Origin of the sequence: Paraburkholderia sp. RL17-337-BIB-A, from assembly GCF_046025895.1 — a bacterium.
Lineage (GTDB): Bacteria > Pseudomonadota > Gammaproteobacteria > Burkholderiales > Burkholderiaceae > Paraburkholderia > Paraburkholderia fungorum_C.
This window is the reverse complement of sequence record NZ_JARESY010000001.1, coordinates 1451360-1472726: the sequence shown is the minus strand read 5'-3', so window position 1 is coordinate 1472726 and position 21367 is coordinate 1451360. Positions and strand designations below refer to the sequence as shown.

The window sequence follows — 21367 nt, the reverse complement described above, 5'->3', positions numbered from 1 at the left end:
GTCTTTACCGGCGCTGCTTCGACACGGTCAGATCACCGTGAACGTGTGCTGATTCGGCTCCAGCGTGACGCTCGTCACGTTGGCCAGCACGACCGAATGAACATGCGAACTCGAGTCGTCCCAGGTCAGCGTCTTCGCGCTGGTGTCGAAGAAGTACTCGCCTGCCTGGTTGACTGCCTGCGCACTGCCCACCGCTGACGTCAGGGTGCTGGTGCCGACGTTCAGCGTGTCGTTGTGCTGCAGGCCCGCGATGGTCACCGTGGCGTTCGCCGCCACCTCGTCGTTCAGGTCGAGGTTGAGGGTCGTCGTCGAGTGCGTGACCAGCGAAAGCGTGTCGCCGTTGTTCAGCGCATGCGTATCGGATTCCGTCACCGAGCCACCGCCCAGCGTATCGTTCACGAAGTTGATCTGGCCGAGCTGCGTATCGGTCAACGTCACCGAATTGCCGTTCAGATCGAGTCCGTGCACGAGGCTGTTGAGTGAGCTCGACGTCAGGTCGCCGCCTGTGGTGAACTGCTCCACCACCGACCCGGTGAGGCCCGACGACGAATCGATGAGACCGTGGGTCAGCCCGCTGGCCAGTTCCGTGTCCGTCAGCTTGACCGTGTAACCGGCGAGATCGAGCTCCTGAACATGGCTGTTGAGGCCGGTCGTCAGGTTGGTCGAACCCTGGAGCTGCTCGATCACGTAGCCGCCACCCACTGAGTCGCTGATGGTGAGCGAGTTCAGCTCAGCTGCCGTCATCGTTGCCACGTGACCGTTGAGGTCGATGCCCGTGATCAGGCTCGTCGACGCCAGGGTCGTCAGGTTCGTGTCCTGCGTCAGCTGTTCGGTAATCGTGCCGCCACCCACCGAGTCGCTCACCGTGAGGTTGCTCAACTCGGTGCCTGTCAGCTTCACCGTATGGCCTTCGAGGTCGATTGCCGTAACGTTCGAATTCAGGGTCGTCGTCAGGTCGAGGTTTGCAGTCAACTGCTCCTTGATCGAGCCGCCGACGGCCGAATCGGTAATCGTCAGCGCGGCCATCGCGTTCGCGGTCAAGGTGGCCTGGTGGCCGTCGAGGTCGAGACTGGTCACGAAGCTGTTCAGCGGACCGCTGACGTTGGCCGACAGTTGCTCGGCGACGCTGCCGCCGCCGATGCTGTCCGTGAGGCCGCCGACCAGCAGGGCGAGCTCGGCGCTGGTGAGTTGCGCCGTGTGGCCGTTCAGGTCGAGGGCAGTTACCGCCCCGTTGAGCGCGAAGCTGCCGCTCATCAGGTTGCGGTTCGCCGACAGAACTTCTGTCACGGTACCGATGCCGACCAGGTTCAACTGCGCCTGGCTGTCAGTCATCTTGACGGCCTGACCGTTCAGGTTGATGGCGGTGACGCCTTGATCCAGTGTCACCGTCGTCAGGTTGGTCGACGTCGAAACGACGGCCGTGACGCTGGTTGCCCCTGTGAAGGTCGCCCAGTTGTGCTGACCGGTGCTGAGATTGGCCACCGTATCGGAGATCGTGTAGCTCTTGGCGCCCGTCACGGTGAAACTGTTGATGGTCACCGCCTGCGTCGCGTTCGCCGGGTCCGATACCGTCAGGTTGACCGCGTGGCCGTTGATCACGGCTGCGTTGGCAGCAACCAAGTCCGCTGCCGTATCGGAGATGCTGTAAGTCGTGTTCGAGTTCAACGCGTACAACGAAGCCGCCGTTGTGATCGACACGGTGTCGGTGGCTGCCACCGCGGAGGCGGCTGACACTGCAGCCGAGTTCGCTGGCAGCAGGAGATCGGTCGATGTGTCGGACAGCGTAAAGCCGTTGGTGATGTCGACGCCCGCTTGCTGTAGCGTCGCGACGGCGGACAGGCTGATCGCAACCGGACCTGTGTCGTTCGTTGAGATCGTGCCCTCGCCAATCGAGGTGATTGCGATGTCGTGGTTCTGGATTGCCGCCAGCAGCGACGATTCCGAATCCGACAGGTTGTAGCCGTTCGTGATCACCACGTGTGCGTTCAGCAGCGTGTCCGCGTCCGACACGTCCAGCGCCAGTGCGCCACCGTCCGTCGTCGAGATCGTGCCCGTGCCGATCGAGGCGATTGCGATGTCGTGGTTCTGGATCGCCGCCAGCAGCGACGCTTCCGAATCCGACAGGTTGTAGCCGTTCGTGATCACCACGTGTGCATTCAGCAGCGTGTCCGCGTCCGACAGGTCAAGGCTGACCGCCGTTGCGTCGTTCGTCGAGATCGTGCCCGCACCAATCGAGGTGAACGCGATGGCGTTGTTCTGGATCGCCGCCAGCAGCGACGCTTCCGAATCCACCAGGTTGTAGCCGTTCGTGATCACCACGTGTGTGTTCAGCAGCGTGTCCGCGTCCGACAGGTCAAGGCTGACCGCCGTTGCGTCGTTCGTCGAGATCGTGCCCGCACCAATCGAGGTGAACGCGATGGCGTTGTTCTGGATCGCCGCCAGCAGCGACGCTTCCGAATCCACCAGGTTATAGCCGTTCGTGATCACCACGTGTGCGTTCAGCAGCGTATCCGCGTCCGACAGGTCAAGGCTGACCGCCGTTGCGTCGTTCGTCGAGATCGTGCCCGCGCCAATCGAGGTGAACGCGATGGCGTTGTTCTGGATCGCCGCCAGCAGCGACGCTTCCGAATCCGACAGGTTGTAGCCGTTCGTGATCACCACGTGTGCATTCAGCAGCGTGTCCGCGTCCGACACGTCCAGCGCCAGTGCGCCACCGTCCGTCGTCGAGATCGTGCCCGTGCCGATCGAGGTGAACGCGATGTCGTTGTTCTGGATCGCCGCCAGCAGCGACGCTTCCGAATCCGACAGGTTGTAGCCGTTCGTGATCACCACGTGTGCGTTCAGCAGCGTGTCCGCGTCCGACACGTCCAGCGCCAGTGCGCCACCGTCCGTCGTCGAGATCGTGCCCGTGCCGATCGAGGCGATTGCGATGTCGTGGTTCTGGATCGCCGCCAGCAGCGACGCTTCCGAATCCGACAGGTTGTAGCCGTTCGTGATCACCACGTGTGCATTCAGCAGCGTGTCCGCGTCCGACAGGTCAAGGCTGACCGCCGTTGCGTCGTTCGTCGAGATCGTGCCCGCACCAATCGAGGTGAACGCGATGGCGTTGTTCTGGATCGCCGCCAGCAGCGACGCTTCCGAATCCACCAGGTTGTAGCCGTTCGTGATCACCACGTGTGTGTTCAGCAGCGTGTCCGCGTCCGACAGGTCAAGGCTGACCGCCGTTGCGTCGTTCGTCGAGATCGTGCCCGCACCAATCGAGGTGAACGCGATGGCGTTGTTCTGGATCGCCGCCAGCAGCGACGCTTCCGAATCCACCAGGTTATAGCCGTTCGTGATCACCACGTGTGCGTTCAGCAGCGTATCCGCGTCCGACAGGTCAAGGCTGACCGCCGTTGCGTCGTTCGTCGAGATCGTGCCCGCGCCAATCGAGGTGAACGCGATGGCGTTGTTCTGGATCGCCGCCAGCAGCGACGCTTCCGAATCCACCAGGTTGTAGCCGTTCGTGATCACCACGTGTGCATTCAGCAGCGTGTCCGCGTCCGACACGTCCAGCGCCAGTGCGCCACCGTCCGTCGTCGAGATCGTGCCCGTGCCGATCGAGGTGAACGCGATGTCGTTGTTCTGGATCGCCGCCAGCAGCGACGCTTCCGAATCCGACAGGTTGTAGCCGTTCGTGATCACCACGTGTGCGTTCAGCAGCGTGTCCGCGTCCGACACGTCCAGCGCCAGTGCGCCACCGTCCGTCGTCGAGATCGTGCCCGTGCCGATCGAGGCGATTGCGATGTCGTGGTTCTGGATCGCCGCCAGCAGCGACGCTTCCGAATCCGACAGGTTGTAGCCGTTCGTGATCACCACGTGTGCATTCAGCAGCGTGTCCGCGTCCGACAGGTCAAGGCTGACCGCCGTTGCGTCGTTCGTCGAGATCGTGCCCGCACCAATCGAGGTGAACGCGATGGCGTTGTTCTGGATCGCCGCCAGCAGCGACGCTTCCGAATCCACCAGGTTGTAGCCGTTCGTGATCACCACGTGTGTGTTCAGCAGCGTGTCCGCGTCCGACAGGTCAAGGCTGACCGCCGTTGCGTCGTTCGTCGAGATCGTGCCCGCACCAATCGAGGTGAACGCGATGGCGTTGTTCTGGATCGCCGCCAGCAGCGACGCTTCCGAATCCACCAGGTTATAGCCGTTCGTGATCACCACGTGTGCGTTCAGCAGCGTATCCGCGTCCGACAGGTCAAGGCTGACCGCCGTTGCGTCGTTCGTCGAGATCGTGCCCGCGCCAATCGAGGTGAACGCGATGGCGTTGTTCTGGATCGCCGCCAGCAGCGACGCTTCCGAATCCACCAGGTTGTAGCCGTTCGTGATCACCACGTGTGCATTCAGCAGCGTGTCCGCGTCCGACACGTCCAGCGCCAGTGCGCCACCGTCCGTCGTCGAGATCGTGCCCGTGCCGATCGAGGTGAACGCGATGTCGTTGTTCTGGATCGCCGCCAGCAGCGACGCTTCCGAATCCGACAGGTTGTAGCCGTTCGTGATCACCACGTGTGCGTTCAGCAGCGTGTCCGCGTCCGACAGGTCCAGCGCCAGTGCGCCACCGTCCGTCGTCGAGATCGTGCCCGTGCCGATCGAGGTGATTGCGATGTCGTGGTTCTGGATCGCCGCCAGCAGCGACGCTTCCGAATCCGACAGGTTGTAGCCGTTCGTGATCACCACGTGTGCATTCAGCAGCGTGTCCGCGTCCGACAGGTCAAGGCTGACCGCCGTTGCGTCGTTCGTCGAGATCGTGCCCGCACCAATCGAGGTGAACGCGATGGCGTTGTTCTGGATCGCCGCCAGCAGCGACGCTTCCGAATCCACCAGGTTGTAGCCGTTCGTGATCACCACGTGTGTGTTCAGCAGCGTGTCCGCGTCCGACAGGTCAAGGCTGACCGCCGTTGCGTCGTTCGTCGAGATCGTGCCCGCACCAATCGAGGTGAACGCGATGGCGTTGTTCTGGATCGCCGCCAGCAGCGACGCTTCCGAATCCACCAGGTTATAGCCGTTCGTGATCACCACGTGTGCGTTCAGCAGCGTATCCGCGTCCGACAGGTCAAGGCTGACCGCCGTTGCGTCGTTCGTCGAGATCGTGCCCGCGCCAATCGAGGTGAACGCGATGGCGTTGTTCTGGATCGCCGCCAGCAGCGACGCTTCCGAATCCACCAGGTTGTAGCCGTTCGTGATCACCACGTGTGCATTCAGCAGCGTGTCCGCGTCCGACACGTCCAGCGCCAGTGCGCCACCGTCCGTCGTCGAGATCGTGCCCGTGCCGATCGAGGTGAACGCGATGTCGTTGTTCTGGATCGCCGCCAGCAGCGACGCTTCCGAATCCGACAGGTTGTAGCCGTTCGTGATCACCACGTGTGCGTTCAGCAGCGTGTCCGCGTCCGACAGGTCCAGCGCCAGTGCGCCACCGTCCGTCGTCGAGATCGTGCCCGTGCCGATCGAGGTGATTGCGATGTCGTGGTTCTGGATCGCCGCCAGCAGCGACGCTTCCGAATCCGACAGGTTGTAGCCGTTCGTGATCACCACGTGTGCATTCAGCAGCGTGTCCGCGTCCGACAGGTCAAGGCTGACCGCCGTTGCGTCGTTCGTCGAGATCGTGCCCGCACCAATCGAGGTGAACGCGATGGCGTTGTTCTGGATCGCCGCCAGCAGCGACGCTTCCGAATCCACCAGGTTGTAGCCGTTCGTGATCACCACGTGTGTGTTCAGCAGCGTGTCCGCGTCCGACAGGTCAAGGCTGACCGCCGTTGCGTCGTTCGTCGAGATCGTGCCCGCACCAATCGAGGTGAACGCGATGGCGTTGTTCTGGATCGCCGCCAGCAGCGACGCTTCCGAATCCACCAGGTTATAGCCGTTCGTGATCACCACGTGTGCGTTCAGCAGCGTATCCGCGTCCGACAGGTCAAGGCTGACCGCCGTTGCGTCGTTCGTCGAGATCGTGCCCGCGCCAATCGAGGTGAACGCGATGGCGTTGTTCTGGATCGCCGCCAGCAGCGACGCTTCCGAATCCACCAGGTTGTAGCCGTTCGTGATCACCACGTGTGCATTCAGCAGCGTGTCCGCGTCCGACACGTCCAGCGCCAGTGCGCCACCGTCCGTCGTCGAGATCGTGCCCGTGCCGATCGAGGTGAACGCGATGTCGTGGTTCTGGATCGCCGCCAGCAGCGACGCTTCCGAATCCGACAGGTTGTAGCCGTTCGTGATCACCACGTGTGCATTCAGCAGCGTGTCCGCGTCCGACACGTCCAGCGCCAGTGCGCCACCGTCCGTCGTCGAGATCGTGCCCGTGCCGATCGAGGCGATTGCGATGTCGTGGTTCTGGATCGCCGCCAGCAGCGACGCTTCCGAATCCGACAGGTTGTAGCCGTTCGTGATCACCACGTGTGCATTCAGCAGCGTGTCCGCGTCCGACAGGTCAAGGCTGACCGCCGTTGCGTCGTTCGTCGAGATCGTGCCCGCACCAATCGAGGTGAACGCGATGGCGTTGTTCTGGATCGCCGCCAGCAGCGACGCTTCCGAATCCACCAGGTTGTAGCCGTTCGTGATCACCACGTGTGTGTTCAGCAGCGTATCCGCGTCCGACAGGTCAAGGCTGACCGCCGTTGCGTCGTTCGTCGAGATCGTGCCCGCACCAATCGAGGTGAACGCGATGTCGTGGTTCTGGATCGCCGCCAGCAGCAACGATTCCGAATCCACCAGGTTATAGCCGTTCGTGATCACCACGTTCGTGTTCAGCAGCGTATCCGCGTCCGACAGGTCAAGGCTGACCGCCGTTGCGTCGTTCGTCGAGATCGTGCCCGCACCAATCGAGGTGAACGCGATGTCGTGGTTCTGGATCGCCGCCAGCAGCGACGCTTCCGAATCCACCAGGTTGTAGCCGTTCGTGATCACCACGTGTGCATTCAGCAGCGTGTCCGCGTCCGACACGTCCAGCGCCAGTGCGCCACCGTCCGTCGTCGAGATCGTGCCCGTGCCGATCGAGGTGATTGCGATGTCGTGGTTCTGGATCGCCGCCAGCAGCGACGCTTCCGAATCCGACAGGTTGTAGCCGTTCGTGATCACCACGTGTGCGTTCAGCAGCGTGTCCGCGTCCGACAGGTCCAGCGCCAGTGCGCCACCGTCCGTCGTCGAGATCGTGCCCGTGCCGATCGAGGCGATTGCGATGTCGTGGTTCTGGATCGCCGCCAGCAGCGACGCTTCCGAATCCGACAGGTTGTAGCCGTTCGTGATCACCACGTGTGCATTCAGCAGCGTGTCCGCGTCCGACAGGTCAAGGCTGACCGCCGTTGCGTCGTTCGTCGAGATCGTGCCCGCACCAATCGAGGTGAACGCGATGGCGTTGTTCTGGATCGCCGCCAGCAGCGACGCTTCCGAATCCACCAGGTTGTAGCCGTTCGTGATCACCACGTGTGTGTTCAGCAGCGTGTCCGCGTCCGACAGGTCAAGGCTGACCGCCGTTGCGTCGTTCGTCGAGATCGTGCCCGCACCAATCGAGGTGAACGCGATGGCGTTGTTCTGGATCGCCGCCAGCAGCGACGCTTCCGAATCCACCAGGTTATAGCCGTTCGTGATCACCACGTGTGCGTTCAGCAGCGTATCCGCGTCCGACAGGTCAAGGCTGACCGCCGTTGCGTCGTTCGTCGAGATCGTGCCCGCGCCAATCGAGGTGAACGCGATGGCGTTGTTCTGGATCGCCGCCAGCAGCGACGCTTCCGAATCCACCAGGTTGTAGCCGTTCGTGATCACCACGTGTGCATTCAGCAGCGTGTCCGCGTCCGACACGTCCAGCGCCAGTGCGCCACCGTCCGTCGTCGAGATCGTGCCCGTGCCGATCGAGGTGAACGCGATGTCGTTGTTCTGGATCGCCGCCAGCAGCGACGCTTCCGAATCCGACAGGTTGTAGCCGTTCGTGATCACCACGTGTGCGTTCAGCAGCGTGTCCGCGTCCGACAGGTCCAGCGCCAGTGCGCCACCGTCCGTCGTCGAGATCGTGCCCGTGCCGATCGAGGTGATTGCGATGTCGTGGTTCTGGATCGCCGCCAGCAGCGACGCTTCCGAATCCGACAGGTTGTAGCCGTTCGTGATCACCACGTGTGCATTCAGCAGCGTGTCCGCGTCCGACAGGTCAAGGCTGACCGCCGTTGCGTCGTTCGTCGAGATCGTGCCCGCACCAATCGAGGTGAACGCGATGGCGTTGTTCTGGATCGCCGCCAGCAGCGACGCTTCCGAATCCACCAGGTTGTAGCCGTTCGTGATCACCACGTGTGTGTTCAGCAGCGTGTCCGCGTCCGACAGGTCAAGGCTGACCGCCGTTGCGTCGTTCGTCGAGATCGTGCCCGCACCAATCGAGGTGAACGCGATGGCGTTGTTCTGGATCGCCGCCAGCAGCGACGCTTCCGAATCCACCAGGTTATAGCCGTTCGTGATCACCACGTGTGCGTTCAGCAGCGTATCCGCGTCCGACAGGTCAAGGCTGACCGCCGTTGCGTCGTTCGTCGAGATCGTGCCCGCGCCAATCGAGGTGAACGCGATGGCGTTGTTCTGGATCGCCGCCAGCAGCGACGCTTCCGAATCCACCAGGTTGTAGCCGTTCGTGATCACCACGTGTGCATTCAGCAGCGTGTCCGCGTCCGACACGTCCAGCGCCAGTGCGCCACCGTCCGTCGTCGAGATCGTGCCCGTGCCGATCGAGGTGAACGCGATGTCGTGGTTCTGGATCGCCGCCAGCAGCGACGCTTCCGAATCCGACAGGTTGTAGCCGTTCGTGATCACCACGTGTGCATTCAGCAGCGTGTCCGCGTCCGACAGGTCAAGGCTGACCGCCGTTGCGTCGTTCGTCGAGATCGTGCCCGCACCAATCGAGGTGAACGCGATGGCGTTGTTCTGGATCGCCGCCAGCAGCGACGCTTCCGAATCCACCAGGTTATAGCCGTTCGTGATCACCACGTGTGCGTTCAGCAGCGTATCCGCGTCCGACAGGTCAAGGCTGACCGCCGTTGCGTCGTTCGTCGAGATCGTGCCCGCGCCAATCGAGGTGAACGCGATGGCGTTGTTCTGGATCGCCGCCAGCAGCGACGCTTCCGAATCCACCAGGTTGTAGCCGTTCGTGATCACCACGTGTGCATTCAGCAGCGTGTCCGCGTCCGACACGTCCAGCGCCAGTGCGCCACCGTCCGTCGTCGAGATCGTGCCCGTGCCGATCGAGGTGAACGCGATGTCGTTGTTCTGGATCGCCGCCAGCAGCGACGCTTCCGAATCCGACAGGTTGTAGCCGTTCGTGATCACCACGTGTGCGTTCAGCAGCGTGTCCGCGTCCGACAGGTCAAGGCTGACCGCCGTTGCGTCGTTCGTCGAGATCGTGCCCGCGCCAATCGAGGTGAACGCGATGGCGTTGTTCTGGATCGCCGCCAGCAGCGACGCTTCCGAATCCACCAGGTTGTAGCCATTCGTAATCGTCACATGCGCGTTCAGCAGCGTGGCCGCGTCCGACAGGTCAAGGCTGACCGCCGTTGCGTCGTTCGTCGAGATCGTGCCCGCACCAATCGAGGTGAACGCGATGTCGTGGTTCTGGATCGCCGCCAGCAGCGACGCTTCCGAATCCACCAGGTTATAGCCGTGCGTGATCACCACGTTCGCGTTCAGCAGCGTGTCCGCGTCCGACAGGTCAAGGCTGACCGCCGTTGCGTCGTTCGTCGAGATCGTGCCCGTGCCAATCGAGGTGAACGCGATGTCGTTGTTCTGGATTGCCGCCAGCAGCAACGCTTCCGAATCCACCAGGTTATAGCCGTGCGTGATCACCACGTTCGCGTTCAGCAGCGTGTCCGCGTCCGACAGGTCAAGGCTGACCGCCGTTGCGTCGTTCGTCGAGATCGTGCCCGTGCCAATCGAGGTGAACGCGATGTCGTTGTTCTGGATTGCCGCCAGCAGCAACGATTCCGAATCCACCAGGTTATAGCCGTTCGTGATCACCACGTTCGCCCCCAGCAGCGTGTCCGCGTCCGACAGGTCAAGGCTGACCGCCCCTGAGTCGTTCGTCGAGATCGTGCCCGTGCCAATCGAGGTGAACGCGATGTCGTGGTTCTGGATCGCCGCCAGCAGCGACGATTCCGAATCCGACAGGTTGTAGCCGTTCGTGATCACCACGCCCGCGTTCAGCAGCGTGTCCGCGTCCGACACGTCCAGCGCCAGTGCGCCACCGTCCGTCGTCGAGATCGTGCCCGTGCCGATCGAGGTGATTGCGATGTCGTGGTTCTGGATCGCCGCCAGCAGCGACGCTTCCGAATCCGACAGGTTGTAGCCGTTCGTGATCACCACGTGTGCGTTCAGCAGCGTGTCCGCGTCCGACAGGTCAAGGCTGACCGCCGTTGCGTCGTTCGTCGAGATCGTGCCCGCACCAATCGAGGTGAACGCGATGGCGTTGTTCTGGATCGCCGCCAGCAGCGACGCTTCCGAATCCACCAGGTTGTAGCCGTTCGTGATCACCACGTGTGTGTTCAGCAGCGTGTCCGCGTCCGACAGGTCAAGGCTGACCGCCGTTGCGTCGTTCGTCGAGATCGTGCCCGCACCAATCGAGGTGAACGCGATGGCGTTGTTCTGGATCGCCGCCAGCAGCGACGCTTCCGAATCCACCAGGTTATAGCCGTTCGTGATCACCACGTGTGCGTTCAGCAGCGTATCCGCGTCCGACAGGTCAAGGCTGACCGCCGTTGCGTCGTTCGTCGAGATCGTGCCCGCGCCAATCGAGGTGAACGCGATGGCGTTGTTCTGGATCGCCGCCAGCAGCGACGCTTCCGAATCCACCAGGTTGTAGCCATTCGTAATCGTCACATGCGCGTTCAGCAGCGTGGCCGCATCGGCCACGCTCAGCGTGACTGCAGTCGCATCCGTCGTCACCAGACTGGTCACACCCGTCAAGCCGACATCGCCATGCCCGATCGCCGCTAGCAGCGCCGCAGCCGTATCATCCACCGCCCCAATCACCGTCGCCGAATTCAACGCGTGCAATGCATCCGCATTCGCCACCGACACAAAGCTGTCAGTCACCGTTACCGCCGACGCCGACGCAACCGCGCTGTGATTGGCCGAGAGCAGCAGATTAGCCGCCGTATCGTGAATCGCCGTGATGGTCGTGTGCGCGTTCAGTGCATACAAGGCCGTCGCGTCACCCGCCGACACGAAAGCGTCGGTCGTGACGACCGAGCCAGCCGCCGTCACCGCTGCGCCACCCGCCAGGATATGCGCCGCCGTATCGCTAATCGTGTAGGTCTGTGTGCCGCTGTTGGCAAACGCATGAATCGCCGTGGCTTGCGCCACCGTCGCCGCAGTCGTCGCGACGACATTGACCACGTTGGCGGCCAGGCTCGCCGGCGCCGCTGCCAGGTTGGCCGCGGAGTCCGACAGGTCGTATGTCGTCGACGAGCCGCTCGCGACCAAAGCCTGCGCGCCCGCCACCGTTTCCGTCAGCGTTGTCAGCGTGGCGCTCTGCGCCGCCGCAACGGAGTCCGCCGAACCCGAGTTCAGCGTCGTTGCCTGCCCGATCGCCACGTTGCTGGTCGTCGCGCTGTTCAGCTCACCCGTATTCAGCAGATTGCCGGCGTCGCTGTTGATCGAGCTCAGTACCGAACTGCTGGCCAGGTTGATCGGGGTCTGCCCTGCGTTCGCGACCGCGTTGGTCAGCGCGCTCAGCATCGAAGCCTGCGCTGTCGACGAAACACTTCCCGCCTCGGAGTTCGCCGTGACGGTCAGGATCGTGGCAATCTGCGCCGCGATTTTCTGTACCGCGAGTGCGGTCGGATCGTTGGCGGCCGCCGCCAGCGGGTCGTACGTCGTCAGCGAGACGCCGGCCGGAATGCCCAGCCCTTGCGCAATCACCGCATCGGCTGTTGCGACCGAAACGCCGTGCTGAGCCGCATACGCCTCAACCAGCGTCGTCAACGGATTGACGACGGTCGATCCTTGCGGGGCCATCAGCGTGACCGTGTTCGGCAGACCCGTATCGATGTTGACGCCACCCACCGCGATGATCGAGCCCTTCAGGGTGGTGGTCAGACTGAAATTACCGTTCGCATCCGTCACCACACCGGTATCGCCGGCGGCGACCGGGATACCGTCGCCGTTCACGTCGATATAAATGTGCGCGCCCTTGATCAGACCATCCGCCACCTCGCCGGAAATCGTGGTGCCGGACGCCGCGGTGGTGGAGCTACTACTGCTGCTACCACCACTACTACCGCCGCCACCGCTAGCAACGGCGGCCGCCACGCCGCCGACCACCGCGGCACCGAGCAAGCTCAACCACACGCTGGTCGGCACGCCACTCGACGCAGCCGGCGCGGCTCCCGCGCCCGCCTCCGAACTGCCGTCCGTTGTGCCGCCGACATCCGCGCTCCCGCTCGCGTCGCCGGCCGGGCTGCTGGCATCGCTCATGACGCCCGTCGAGGCATCGGTCGGCGCGGTGCTGGTGTCGGCCGCCTGGACCGCGCCACCATTCGTATCGTGCGATGTCACCGCGTCGCCGTTGTGGGCACTCGCGTCATGTTCGACTTTGTCGCCCGTCTCGTGGCTCCGCTCCTTATTCGGATGCTTATGCCGTGGGTCCAGCGGATTCAAATGGTCAGCAATGACAGCGCCATTCGATGCGACTGCAACAGTGTGATTCGCGTCAGTTTTCTTTACGCGATGATTGTCGCCAGGCTTCTTGACCGACTGTACCGTTGAATTCTTGATGCTCACTGTCTTGCTCCCCGAAGAAATCGTAATAGCTCATGCCGCTGCTGGCCGGATATCGCTTCCGGTGCGGCTTACCACAATGAAGTTGATATGGTTCAGCGCTCGGATCGATGACGACCCGAGTGTTGAACGACCGTGCCAGTGGGTCCGCCAATGAAGCTCGCAACGCTTTAGGAGATGGCCCTGTTGATGTTCTTTTTCGCGCCTGGATCTTAGGTCCACGCTGGTCGATCGGCACGATACCAGAACTCTTCTTATCGAAATTTACCGTGCGTATCAGTTTTAAAAAGAACCGCGAATTTATTAGAACAACCGACCGTACCCTTCAAATAGCTGATTTTTGGCACTTTATTCACAGTCGAAAAAGCAAACGTTTGCCATTCGAAATATCGAAGCACCGGCACTCCTTAAAATGGAAAGTGAATCGGCCAAGGCGTGGGGTTGAACGAACCAATAGTTGGCGATCAGTAAGCTGAAGTAATCTGAAATAAGCTGAATAGTCTTGACGAGTTGTTCGATGGGCGATACTTTGATCGCGAATTCATCATTCCGTGTGCCCGCTGGTTCCTGCGCCACCAACTCAGTCTGCGGGATCTTGCCGAGATGATCCCCCAAGGGGACTTCCTGCGGGGCGTGGCTGAACGGAGTTTGTCGCTCGCACAGACGACGATCCTGCGCTGGGTACAGCGCTATGCGCCGGAGTTCGTCGCGCGCTGGAATCGCTTTGGCACGCCCACGGGACTCAATAAGACATCCTATATATAGAGACAATATCGTTCCGGCCGGCTATTTGCACCAGAGCCCGTATGTCTACCGGCACCCAGAATCACTCCAGGAAATGAAATGTGCATGCCCCCCTTCGTGACGGCCGCCCAGCCGGTCGCGGACACCAATGATCGCGGCGGACTTCTCAGGATCGTTATCGCCACCTCGCTCGTCAATGGTCTCGAGATGTTCGATTTCACCGTGTTCGGATTCTTCGCGGTGGTGATTGGCGATCAGTTCTTCCCCGCAGCGAATCCGATGACGTCGTTACTGCTGGCGGTCGGTACGTTCGGCGTCGGCTTTTTCACGCGTCCACTTGGCGCGACGATGATCGGCGCTTACGCGGATCGCGTCGGACGCCGCGCGGCGATGATAACGACCAGTTGGATGATGGCGCTGGGGACGGCGGCGATCGGCCTTTGCCCGCCGTTTGCCACGATAGGCGTTGCGGCGCCGCTCATTGTCATCGCCGGTCGATTGCTGCAAGGTTTCGCGGCCGGCGGCGAGGCAGGCGCTGCCGCAGCCTTCCTGATGGAAGCGGGGCCGGTGTCACGTCGCGGCTATCTGGTCAGCTGGCAGCTCGCCGGCCAGGGCGCCGCTGCATTGCTGGGCGCCTTGCTAGGCGCGCTTCTCACCAGCATGATGTCACCGGCCAGTCTCGCTTCCTGGGGCTGGCGCATTCCGTTCCTGATAGGTCTCCTGATCGCGCCAGTCGGTTTGTACGTCCGCCGCCGACTTCGCGAGAACCCGTTCGCCGATAGCAACGACAAAGCGGCTAGCACACTGCTTGCCGAACTGTATCGTGAGCACGGCATGACGGTCATCCTGGCAACGTTGATGATCGGGGGACAAACGGTACCGTTCTACGTCATCGTCTACTACATGCCTGCCTATTTGTCCCGGGTCATGCACATGCCGGCCATCACCGGTTTTTTGTCGTCGGTGTTAGCTGGCTTGCTGCTGGTCGCCGTCTCTCCGCTGTCCGGTCTTCTCGCAGACTGGCAACCCCGCCGCAAGCCAATGGTTCTCGTCACATCGGGATGCACCGCACTGCTTGCCTACCCGGTCTTTCTGTTGATCGTTCATGCACACAGTGTGTGGCCGGTTCTCTGTGGCGTCGGCATCGTGAGCGTACTGCTGGCGCTCAACGCCAGCGTCGGTACGGTGCTGGTGCTCGAAGCGTTTCCTGGACGGCTGCGTGCGTCCGGTCGTGCGGTCTCGTATGCACTGGGCGTTGCGTTATTTGGCGGTACCGCTCAATTCATCGTCACCGGGCTAATCAAATGGACTGGCGATCTAATGTCCGCGGGCTGGTATGTCGCATCGTCATGTCTTCTGGGTTTCCTCGCGACTGCTCTGCTCGCTGAACAGCCCGTCCGGACCTGAGCCAGCACAGACGCTTGCCGATGCCGGTCTTTCCGCTGGCGATAAAACATGGCGATACTTAAGCCGCCCGGCTGGACCCCTTGGGGCATTTTTTGCAACGACATCGGTTTTCACACCGACTTGCCCCCACATACCCCCAGATGTCAACGGAGCGCGGCGGATTGTCCAGGAAACAAAAAACCCGCGGAGCCTTTAGCTATCGCGGGTTTTCAGGACTTTATCTGGAATCAGGCGGAATATTTCCTGGTGCCGGGGACCGGACTCGAACCGGCAAGCTGTGAAGCGGCGGATTTTAAGTCCGCTATGTTTACCAATTTCATCACCCCGGCAGGGGCCAGAACCGCTTGTGGACGCGAATTCTACCATTGCCCGGCGGGCGCACCAAACTGGCTCGATCCAGCCGCGGTCCACACCACTTCACACCGCGCAGGCGTCAATATTGACGTCATCCGGGAGTCACAAACCTTCCCGATAATCCGCTCACGAAAACGTTTACAACCAGAGCGGAAACGATGATCCCAACGATCAAAGACGTCGCTGCCCACGCGGGTGTTTCCATCGCCACGGTCTCGCGCGCGATCAACGCGCCGCACACCGTCAACCCGGTCACGCTCGACAAGGTGCGTCAATCCATCGACGCCCTCAATTTCCGCCCCAGCCCGCTGGGGCGGCAACTGCGCGGCGAACGCACGCGCCTCATCGGCGTGATCCTGCCGACGCTCGCCAACCCCGTGTTCGCCGAATGCCTGCAAGGCATCGACGAGCTCGCCTCGGCGCAAGGTTACCGGCTCATGCTGATGACCACCCAGTACGATGCCGACCGCGAACGCCACGCCATTGAAACGCTGCGCGAGCATCGCGTGGAAGGCCTGATCCTGACCGTCGCCGATGCCGACACGCATCCGCTGCTTGACGATCTCGACCGCGCCGGCCTGCTCTACGTGCTCATGCATAACGACACCGTGCGACGCCCCTCGGTCTCGGTCGACAACCGCCTCGCCGCGTTCGACGGCGTACGCATGCTGATCACGCACGGCCATCGCCGCATCCTGATGCTCGCCGGCACACTGGCCGCCTCGGACCGCGCCCGTCAGCGGCACCTCGGCTACGCCCAGGCGATGCAGCAGGCCGGCCTCACCCCCGCGCCCGCACTCGAAGTCGATTTCAATGCCGACGAACTGTCGCCGTCCGTGCTCGCTCATCTGACCAGCGGCCCGAACCGCCCGACCGCCCTCTTCTGCAGTAACGATCTGCTCGCCATGGTCGTGATGCGTGGCCTGCGTCGTGCGCGCCTGCGGATTCCGCACGACATGTCGATTCTCGGCTTCGACGGACTCGCCATGGGCGAGTTGCTGTCGCCGCCGCTGGCAAGTATCTGCGCGCCCAATCGCGAGATCGGCTGCGCCGCCTGGCAACGTTTGCTGACGCGCGTCACCGGCACCTGCGAAACATCAGGTGAAACGTCGCTCACGCTGACGTTGCCGCACAGCTTGCGCGAAGGCGCCACCATCGCGGCGATTTCGAACCGCAACGAGAATCCGCCGACGCATGCATCGGCATCGGCATCGGCATCGACCGAGAAACCGTTTGTATAAGTCGTTGCATTCGCATCTAACTCGAATCCCGAACCACCCGCTCTCTTCCTCTTCAGGAGACCCGCAGTGATCCGCTCTTCAACCCGCCTTGCTTCGTCGATCAAACCGCTTTGGCGCCGCCTCGCCCGCACCACAGGCGCCGCGCTATCAGCCGGCATGATCGTCACCGCCGCGCTCGCAGCCCTCGCGCCGCAATCCGCCCATGCCGACGAAACCGCGATCTGCTACAACTGCCCACCCGAATGGGCCGACTGGGCGAGCCAGATCAAGGCGATCCAGCAAAAGACCGGCATCCGCGTGCCGTCTGACAACAAGAACTCCGGCCAGGCGATTGCACAACTGATGGCCGAGCAGAAGAGCCCGGTCGCCGACGTGGTTTATCTCGGCGTGTCGTCGGCGTTTCAGGCGAAAGACAAAGGCGTCATCCAGCCGTACAAGCCCGCGCACTGGGACGATATCCCCGCGAACATGAAAGATCCGCAAGGCTACTGGTTCTCGATCCACTCGGGCACGCTGGGCTTTTTCGTCAACAAGGACGCGCTCGAGGGCAAGCCGGTTCCGCGTTCATGGGCCGACCTTCTTAAGCCTGAATACAAAGGCATGATCGGTTACCTCGATCCGTCGAGCGCGTTTGTCGGCTATGCGGGCGCGGTCGCGGTGAATCAGGCACTCGGCGGCACGCTCGACAATTTCGAGCCGGGCCTCGACTGGTTCCGCAAGCTGAAGGCCAACGAGCCGATCGTGCCGAAGCAAACCGCCTATGCGCGCGTGATGTCCGGCGAAATCCCGATCCTGCTCGACTACGACTTCGACGCTTACCGCGCGAAGTACAAGGATCACGCCAATGTCGAATTCGTGATTCCGAAGGAAGGCACGATCTCGGTGCCTTACGTGATGAGTCTCGTGAAGGGCGCGCCGCATGAAGCGAACGGCAAGAAGGTGCTCGATTTCGTGCTCTCGGACGAAGGTCAGAAACTGTGGGCCGAAGCCTATCTGCGTCCGGTACGCGCGAATGTAATGAGCCCGGAAACCGCCGCCAAGTTCCTGCCCGCAAGCGACTATGCCCGCGCCAAGCCGGTCGACTTCGGCAAAATGGCCGAGAAGCAGTCAAGCTTCGGCGAGCGTTATCTACAGGTGATGCATTGAACGACGTCACGTTCCCGCTGCGCTGGCGCATCGCGTTGATCGCGCCGGCGCTGGCGGTTTTCATCGCGTTCTGGCTGCTGCCGATGGGTGTGCTCGCGCAAATCAGCGGCGACGGGCACGCGTTCGCGACCTATCGCGCGATGCTGACCAATCCGCGCTACATGTCGAGCCTCGGCGCGACCGTGATGTTGTCCGCGGCGGTTACGGCGGCGACCCTGGTGCTCTCGGTGATCGCCGGCTTGCTGCTGGCGCGCCGTGAATTCCCGCTCAAGCGCACGTTGCTGGCGCTGCTGACGTTTCCGTTGGCGTTCCCAGGCGTCGTGGTCGGCTTCATGGTCATCATGCTGGCGGGACGCCAGGGTTTGATCGGCGCGCTCTCGCTGAAACTCACCGGCGACCGCTGGGTGTTCGCTTATTCGATGAGCGGCCTCTTTCTCGGCTACCTGTACTTCTCGATTCCGCGCGTGATCGTCACGGTGATGGCCTCCGCCACCAAGCTCGATGCATCGCTCGAAGAAGCCGCGCGTTCGCTCGGTGCATCGCCGTGGCGCATTACGCGCGACATCGTATTGCCCGCGTTGTCGCCAGGTCTGATCGCAGCGGGCGCCGTCTGTTTCGCGACCGCGATGGGCGCGTTCGGCACAGCCTTCACACTGGCCACCGACATCGACGTGTTGCCGATGACCATCTACACCGAGTTCACGCTGAACGCGAACATGGTGACGGCCGCGGGTCTCTCGATCGTGCTCGGCATCGTCACATGGCTCGTGCTGGCGTTCGCTCGCAGCATGAGCGGCTCGGCGGTCGCGGCCAGCGCATGAGCATGAGCATGAGCCGCATGTCCAAACCGAATGACAAGACTTCGATGAATTCCATCACCGCTCCAGTCCAGTCGAGCGCAAAAGCGCGCTCGCGGCGCCTCAGGCTGCCAACGTCACGCACGTGGCTGGCAGCCGGCCAGTGGCTCGTCACGCTGCTGCTGTGTGCGTTTCTGATCGTGCCGGTCGTGATGTCGATCATGGCGGGGCTCACGGTCAACTACTTCAAGGGCGTATCGAGCGGGCTCACGCTGCGCTGGCTCGGCGAAGTGTGGACGCAGTATCACGACTCGGTGTTTCTATCGCTCGAGGTGGCGGCAGCAACCTTGTTCATTACGCTGCTGACCGGTGTGCCGGCCGGCTACGTGCTGGCTCGCAGCAAGACGCGGCTCTCGCGCATCATCGAAGAGTTTCTGGTGCTGCCGATCGCGCTGCCCGGCCTCGCTTCCGCGCTTGCCCTGCTGGTGGTCTACGGCGGCTTCACGATGTTTCGCATGAGCGTCGCGTTTATCGTCGTCGGGCACGTGGTGTTCACGCTGCCGTTCATGGTGCGCGCGGTCGCTGCCGTGTGCGCAAGCAGCGATCTGCGCACACTCGAAGAAGGCGCGGCGAGCCTCGGCGCGAGCTTTTTTCAGCGCTTCATAACGATCGTGCTGCCGAATGCGCGGCCTGGGATTGTCGCCGGCGCGCTGGCGGTGCTGACGCTCTCGATCGGCGAATTCAATCTGACGTGGATGCTGCACACGCCCGACACCAAGACGCTCCCGGTCGGTCTCGCCGACACCTATGCGTCGTTGCGCATCGAAATCGGCAGCGCGTACACGATTCTGTTTTTCATCATGACCATGCCGCTGCTCGTTGCAATGCAGTGGCTCGGCGTCGACGCGACCGGCCAGCGCAGCGCGGGTAAAAAGCGCGCGAACGCCTCTCCTTTGAAGTCCACACCTACGCCATGAAACTCGACTCCGTTCCCATCACGCTCACGCAATGCGCGAAAACGTTTCGCGGCACGCGCGTGCTCGAACCGCTCGATTTGCACATCGGTGCCGGTGAGACATTGGTGCTGCTCGGGCCGTCCGGTTGCGGCAAGACCACCACGCTGCGCATGATCGCCGGCCTCGAGACACCCGACGCCGGTGGCGCCATTGCATTTGGCGATGAAGATGTCACCGCGCTGCCGATCGAAAAACGCCAGGTGGGCATGGTGTTCCAGAGCTACGCGTTGTTTCCGAATCTGACCGTGCGCGGCAACATCGGTTACGGACTGAAGATCAAGCGCGTACCCGCTGACACCGCGCGGCAACGCGTCGACGAACTGCTCGCGATGATGCGTCTCACGGCCCACGCGGACAAACCCATCGATCAGCTGTCGGGCGGGCAGCGTCAGCGTGTTGCATTGGCGCGCGCACTTGCCGTGCAACCTCGCGTGCTGCTGCTCGACGAACCGCTCACCGCGCTGGATGCGCGGTTACGCGATACGTTGCGCAGCGAAATGAATACGCTGCTGTGCGAACTGGGCATCACCACCGTCTACGTCACGCACGATCAGGCCGAAGCAATGGAACTCGGCGACCGCATCGTCGTGATGAGCGCGGGGCGTATCGAGCAGATCGGCTCGCCGCGCGACATCTACTATCGGCCGGCGAATCGTACCGTCGCGCAGTTCGTCGGCACCATCAACCGGCTGGCGGGCGAACGGCGCGCGGGTCTGCTAACCACGACCGGCGGCGCTGTCCCCCTGCCGGCAGGTCCCGCGCAAGCAAGCGCGGCGCACGAAATCTTCTTTCGCCCTGAAGACGCATACCTCGCCGACCCGGCCAACGCCCAATTGCGCGGCCATATCGAAAGCACGGCGTTTCTCGGCGAGCGCACCCGTTTGACGATTGGTGGCGCCGCGCCGGACGCCTTGCCGATCGATGTCGCCGGCCGGGTCGAACTCGCGCGCGGCACGCCGGTCGGGATATCGATCGCCCAGGACGCGCTGATTGCGCTATCGTAATGACGCCGCGCTGTTTATCTAGCGCGCCATAAGAAAGGAAATCCCCATGCTACTGGCTCAAATTAGCGACCTGCATATCAAACGGCCCGGCGCGCTGGCTTACCGCCGCGTCGACACCGGTGCCTATCTCGCGCGCACCATCGCCGCGCTCAATGCGCTGGAACCGCGTCCCGATGCTGTGATCATGACCGGCGACCTTGTCGATCAGGGCCACCCGGAACAGTACGAACATTTGAAAGTGCTGCTCGCGCCACTCGAGATCCCCTACTACCTGCTGGTGGGCAATCACGACGAACGCGCTGCGTTGCGCGCGGCATTTCCCGATCGCGCGGAATTGCACAGTGGCGGCGAGTTCGTGCAATACGCGGTGGACGTCGGCCCATTGCGGATCATCGCGCTCGATTCGATGGTGCCCAGTGAAAGCGCCGGCAATCTGTGCGATGCGCGCTTGACGTGGCTCGCTGCACAACTCGATGCTGCGCAAGGCAAGCCCACGGTGGTGGCGTTGCATCATCCGCCGTTCGTCTGCGGCATCGGGCATATGGATGAATTACGGCTCGATCCCGCGGCCGCCGGCAAACTCGCCGCCTTGCTCGCGAACTATCCGAATGTGGAGCGGGTGATTTGCGGCCATGTGCATCGGCCGATGTTCGTGCGTTTTGGCGGCACGATTGCGTCGGCAGTGCCGGCGCCCGCACATCAGGTCGCACTCGATCTGCGTGAGGATGCGCCCTCCGCTTTCGTCATGGAGCCACCCGCTTACGCGCTGCATCGCTACGATCCGGCGACGGGCATCGTCACGCATCATGCGTATGTCGATGCAGCGGATGGGCCGTATCCGTTTTACGAACCGGAAGGCGAGTTGATCGATTGAAGCTGTCGCGTCG

9 protein-coding genes, 1 tRNA gene and 1 pseudogene are annotated in these 21367 nt (G+C 62.6%); 8 read left to right on the top strand and 3 right to left on the bottom strand.

Going from position 1 to position 21367, the window contains the following annotated elements; all coding sequences use genetic code 11:
• Positions 1-27 precede the first annotated feature (27 nt).
• Both P0D84_RS06795 and P0D84_RS06790 read right to left on the bottom strand, forming a co-directional pair.
• Complete coding sequence (locus tag P0D84_RS06795) at positions 28-12774, bottom strand: hypothetical protein (protein ID WP_408333928.1); 12747 nt, start codon at positions 12772-12774, stop codon at positions 28-30.
• A gap of 345 nt (positions 12775-13119) precedes the next feature.
• On the bottom strand, positions 13120-13386 hold the full coding sequence (locus P0D84_RS06790) for a hypothetical protein (RefSeq protein ID WP_408333925.1): 267 nt from the start codon (positions 13384-13386) through the stop codon (positions 13120-13122).
• Here P0D84_RS06790 and P0D84_RS49035 point away from each other — a divergent pair.
• Both P0D84_RS49035 and P0D84_RS06785 read left to right on the top strand, forming a co-directional pair.
• Positions 13282-13512: pseudogene (locus P0D84_RS49035) on the top strand (hypothetical protein); the annotation flags it as partial. The gene P0D84_RS06790 and the pseudogene P0D84_RS49035 overlap by 105 nt on opposite strands.
• 102 nt (positions 13513-13614) lie before the next feature.
• On the top strand, positions 13615-14922 hold the full coding sequence (locus tag P0D84_RS06785) for an MFS transporter (protein WP_408333922.1): 1308 nt from the start codon (positions 13615-13617) through the stop codon (positions 14920-14922).
• Between the two features lie 244 nt (positions 14923-15166).
• Here the strand turns inward: P0D84_RS06785 and P0D84_RS06780 are convergent.
• A tRNA-Leu gene (locus P0D84_RS06780) sits at positions 15167-15251 on the bottom strand.
• Between the two features lie 183 nt (positions 15252-15434).
• On the opposite strand from P0D84_RS06780, the gene P0D84_RS06775 reads away from it, so the two are divergent.
• From P0D84_RS06775 to P0D84_RS06750, 6 genes are all read left to right on the top strand, one after another.
• Complete coding sequence (locus tag P0D84_RS06775; protein ID WP_408333919.1) at positions 15435-16517, top strand: LacI family DNA-binding transcriptional regulator; 1083 nt, start codon at positions 15435-15437, stop codon at positions 16515-16517.
• Between the two features lie 66 nt (positions 16518-16583).
• A complete protein-coding gene (locus P0D84_RS06770) occupies positions 16584-17663 on the top strand; it encodes an ABC transporter substrate-binding protein (protein ID WP_408333916.1) in 1080 nt (359 codons plus the stop codon).
• Positions 17660-18484, top strand: a complete 825-nt coding sequence (locus P0D84_RS06765) for an ABC transporter permease (RefSeq protein WP_408333913.1) — start codon at positions 17660-17662, stop codon at positions 18482-18484. The genes P0D84_RS06770 and P0D84_RS06765 overlap by 4 nt, the downstream gene beginning before the upstream one ends.
• Before the next feature lie 44 nt (positions 18485-18528).
• Positions 18529-19437, top strand: a complete 909-nt coding sequence (locus tag P0D84_RS06760; protein WP_408339706.1) for an ABC transporter permease — start codon at positions 18529-18531, stop codon at positions 19435-19437.
• On the top strand, positions 19434-20480 hold the full coding sequence (locus P0D84_RS06755; RefSeq protein WP_408333910.1) for an ABC transporter ATP-binding protein: 1047 nt from the start codon (positions 19434-19436) through the stop codon (positions 20478-20480). The genes P0D84_RS06760 and P0D84_RS06755 overlap by 4 nt, the downstream gene beginning before the upstream one ends.
• A 46-nt stretch (positions 20481-20526) precedes the next feature.
• Complete coding sequence (locus P0D84_RS06750) at positions 20527-21354, top strand: phosphodiesterase (RefSeq protein ID WP_408333907.1); 828 nt, start codon at positions 20527-20529, stop codon at positions 21352-21354.
• Positions 21355-21367: the final 13 nt, after the last annotated feature.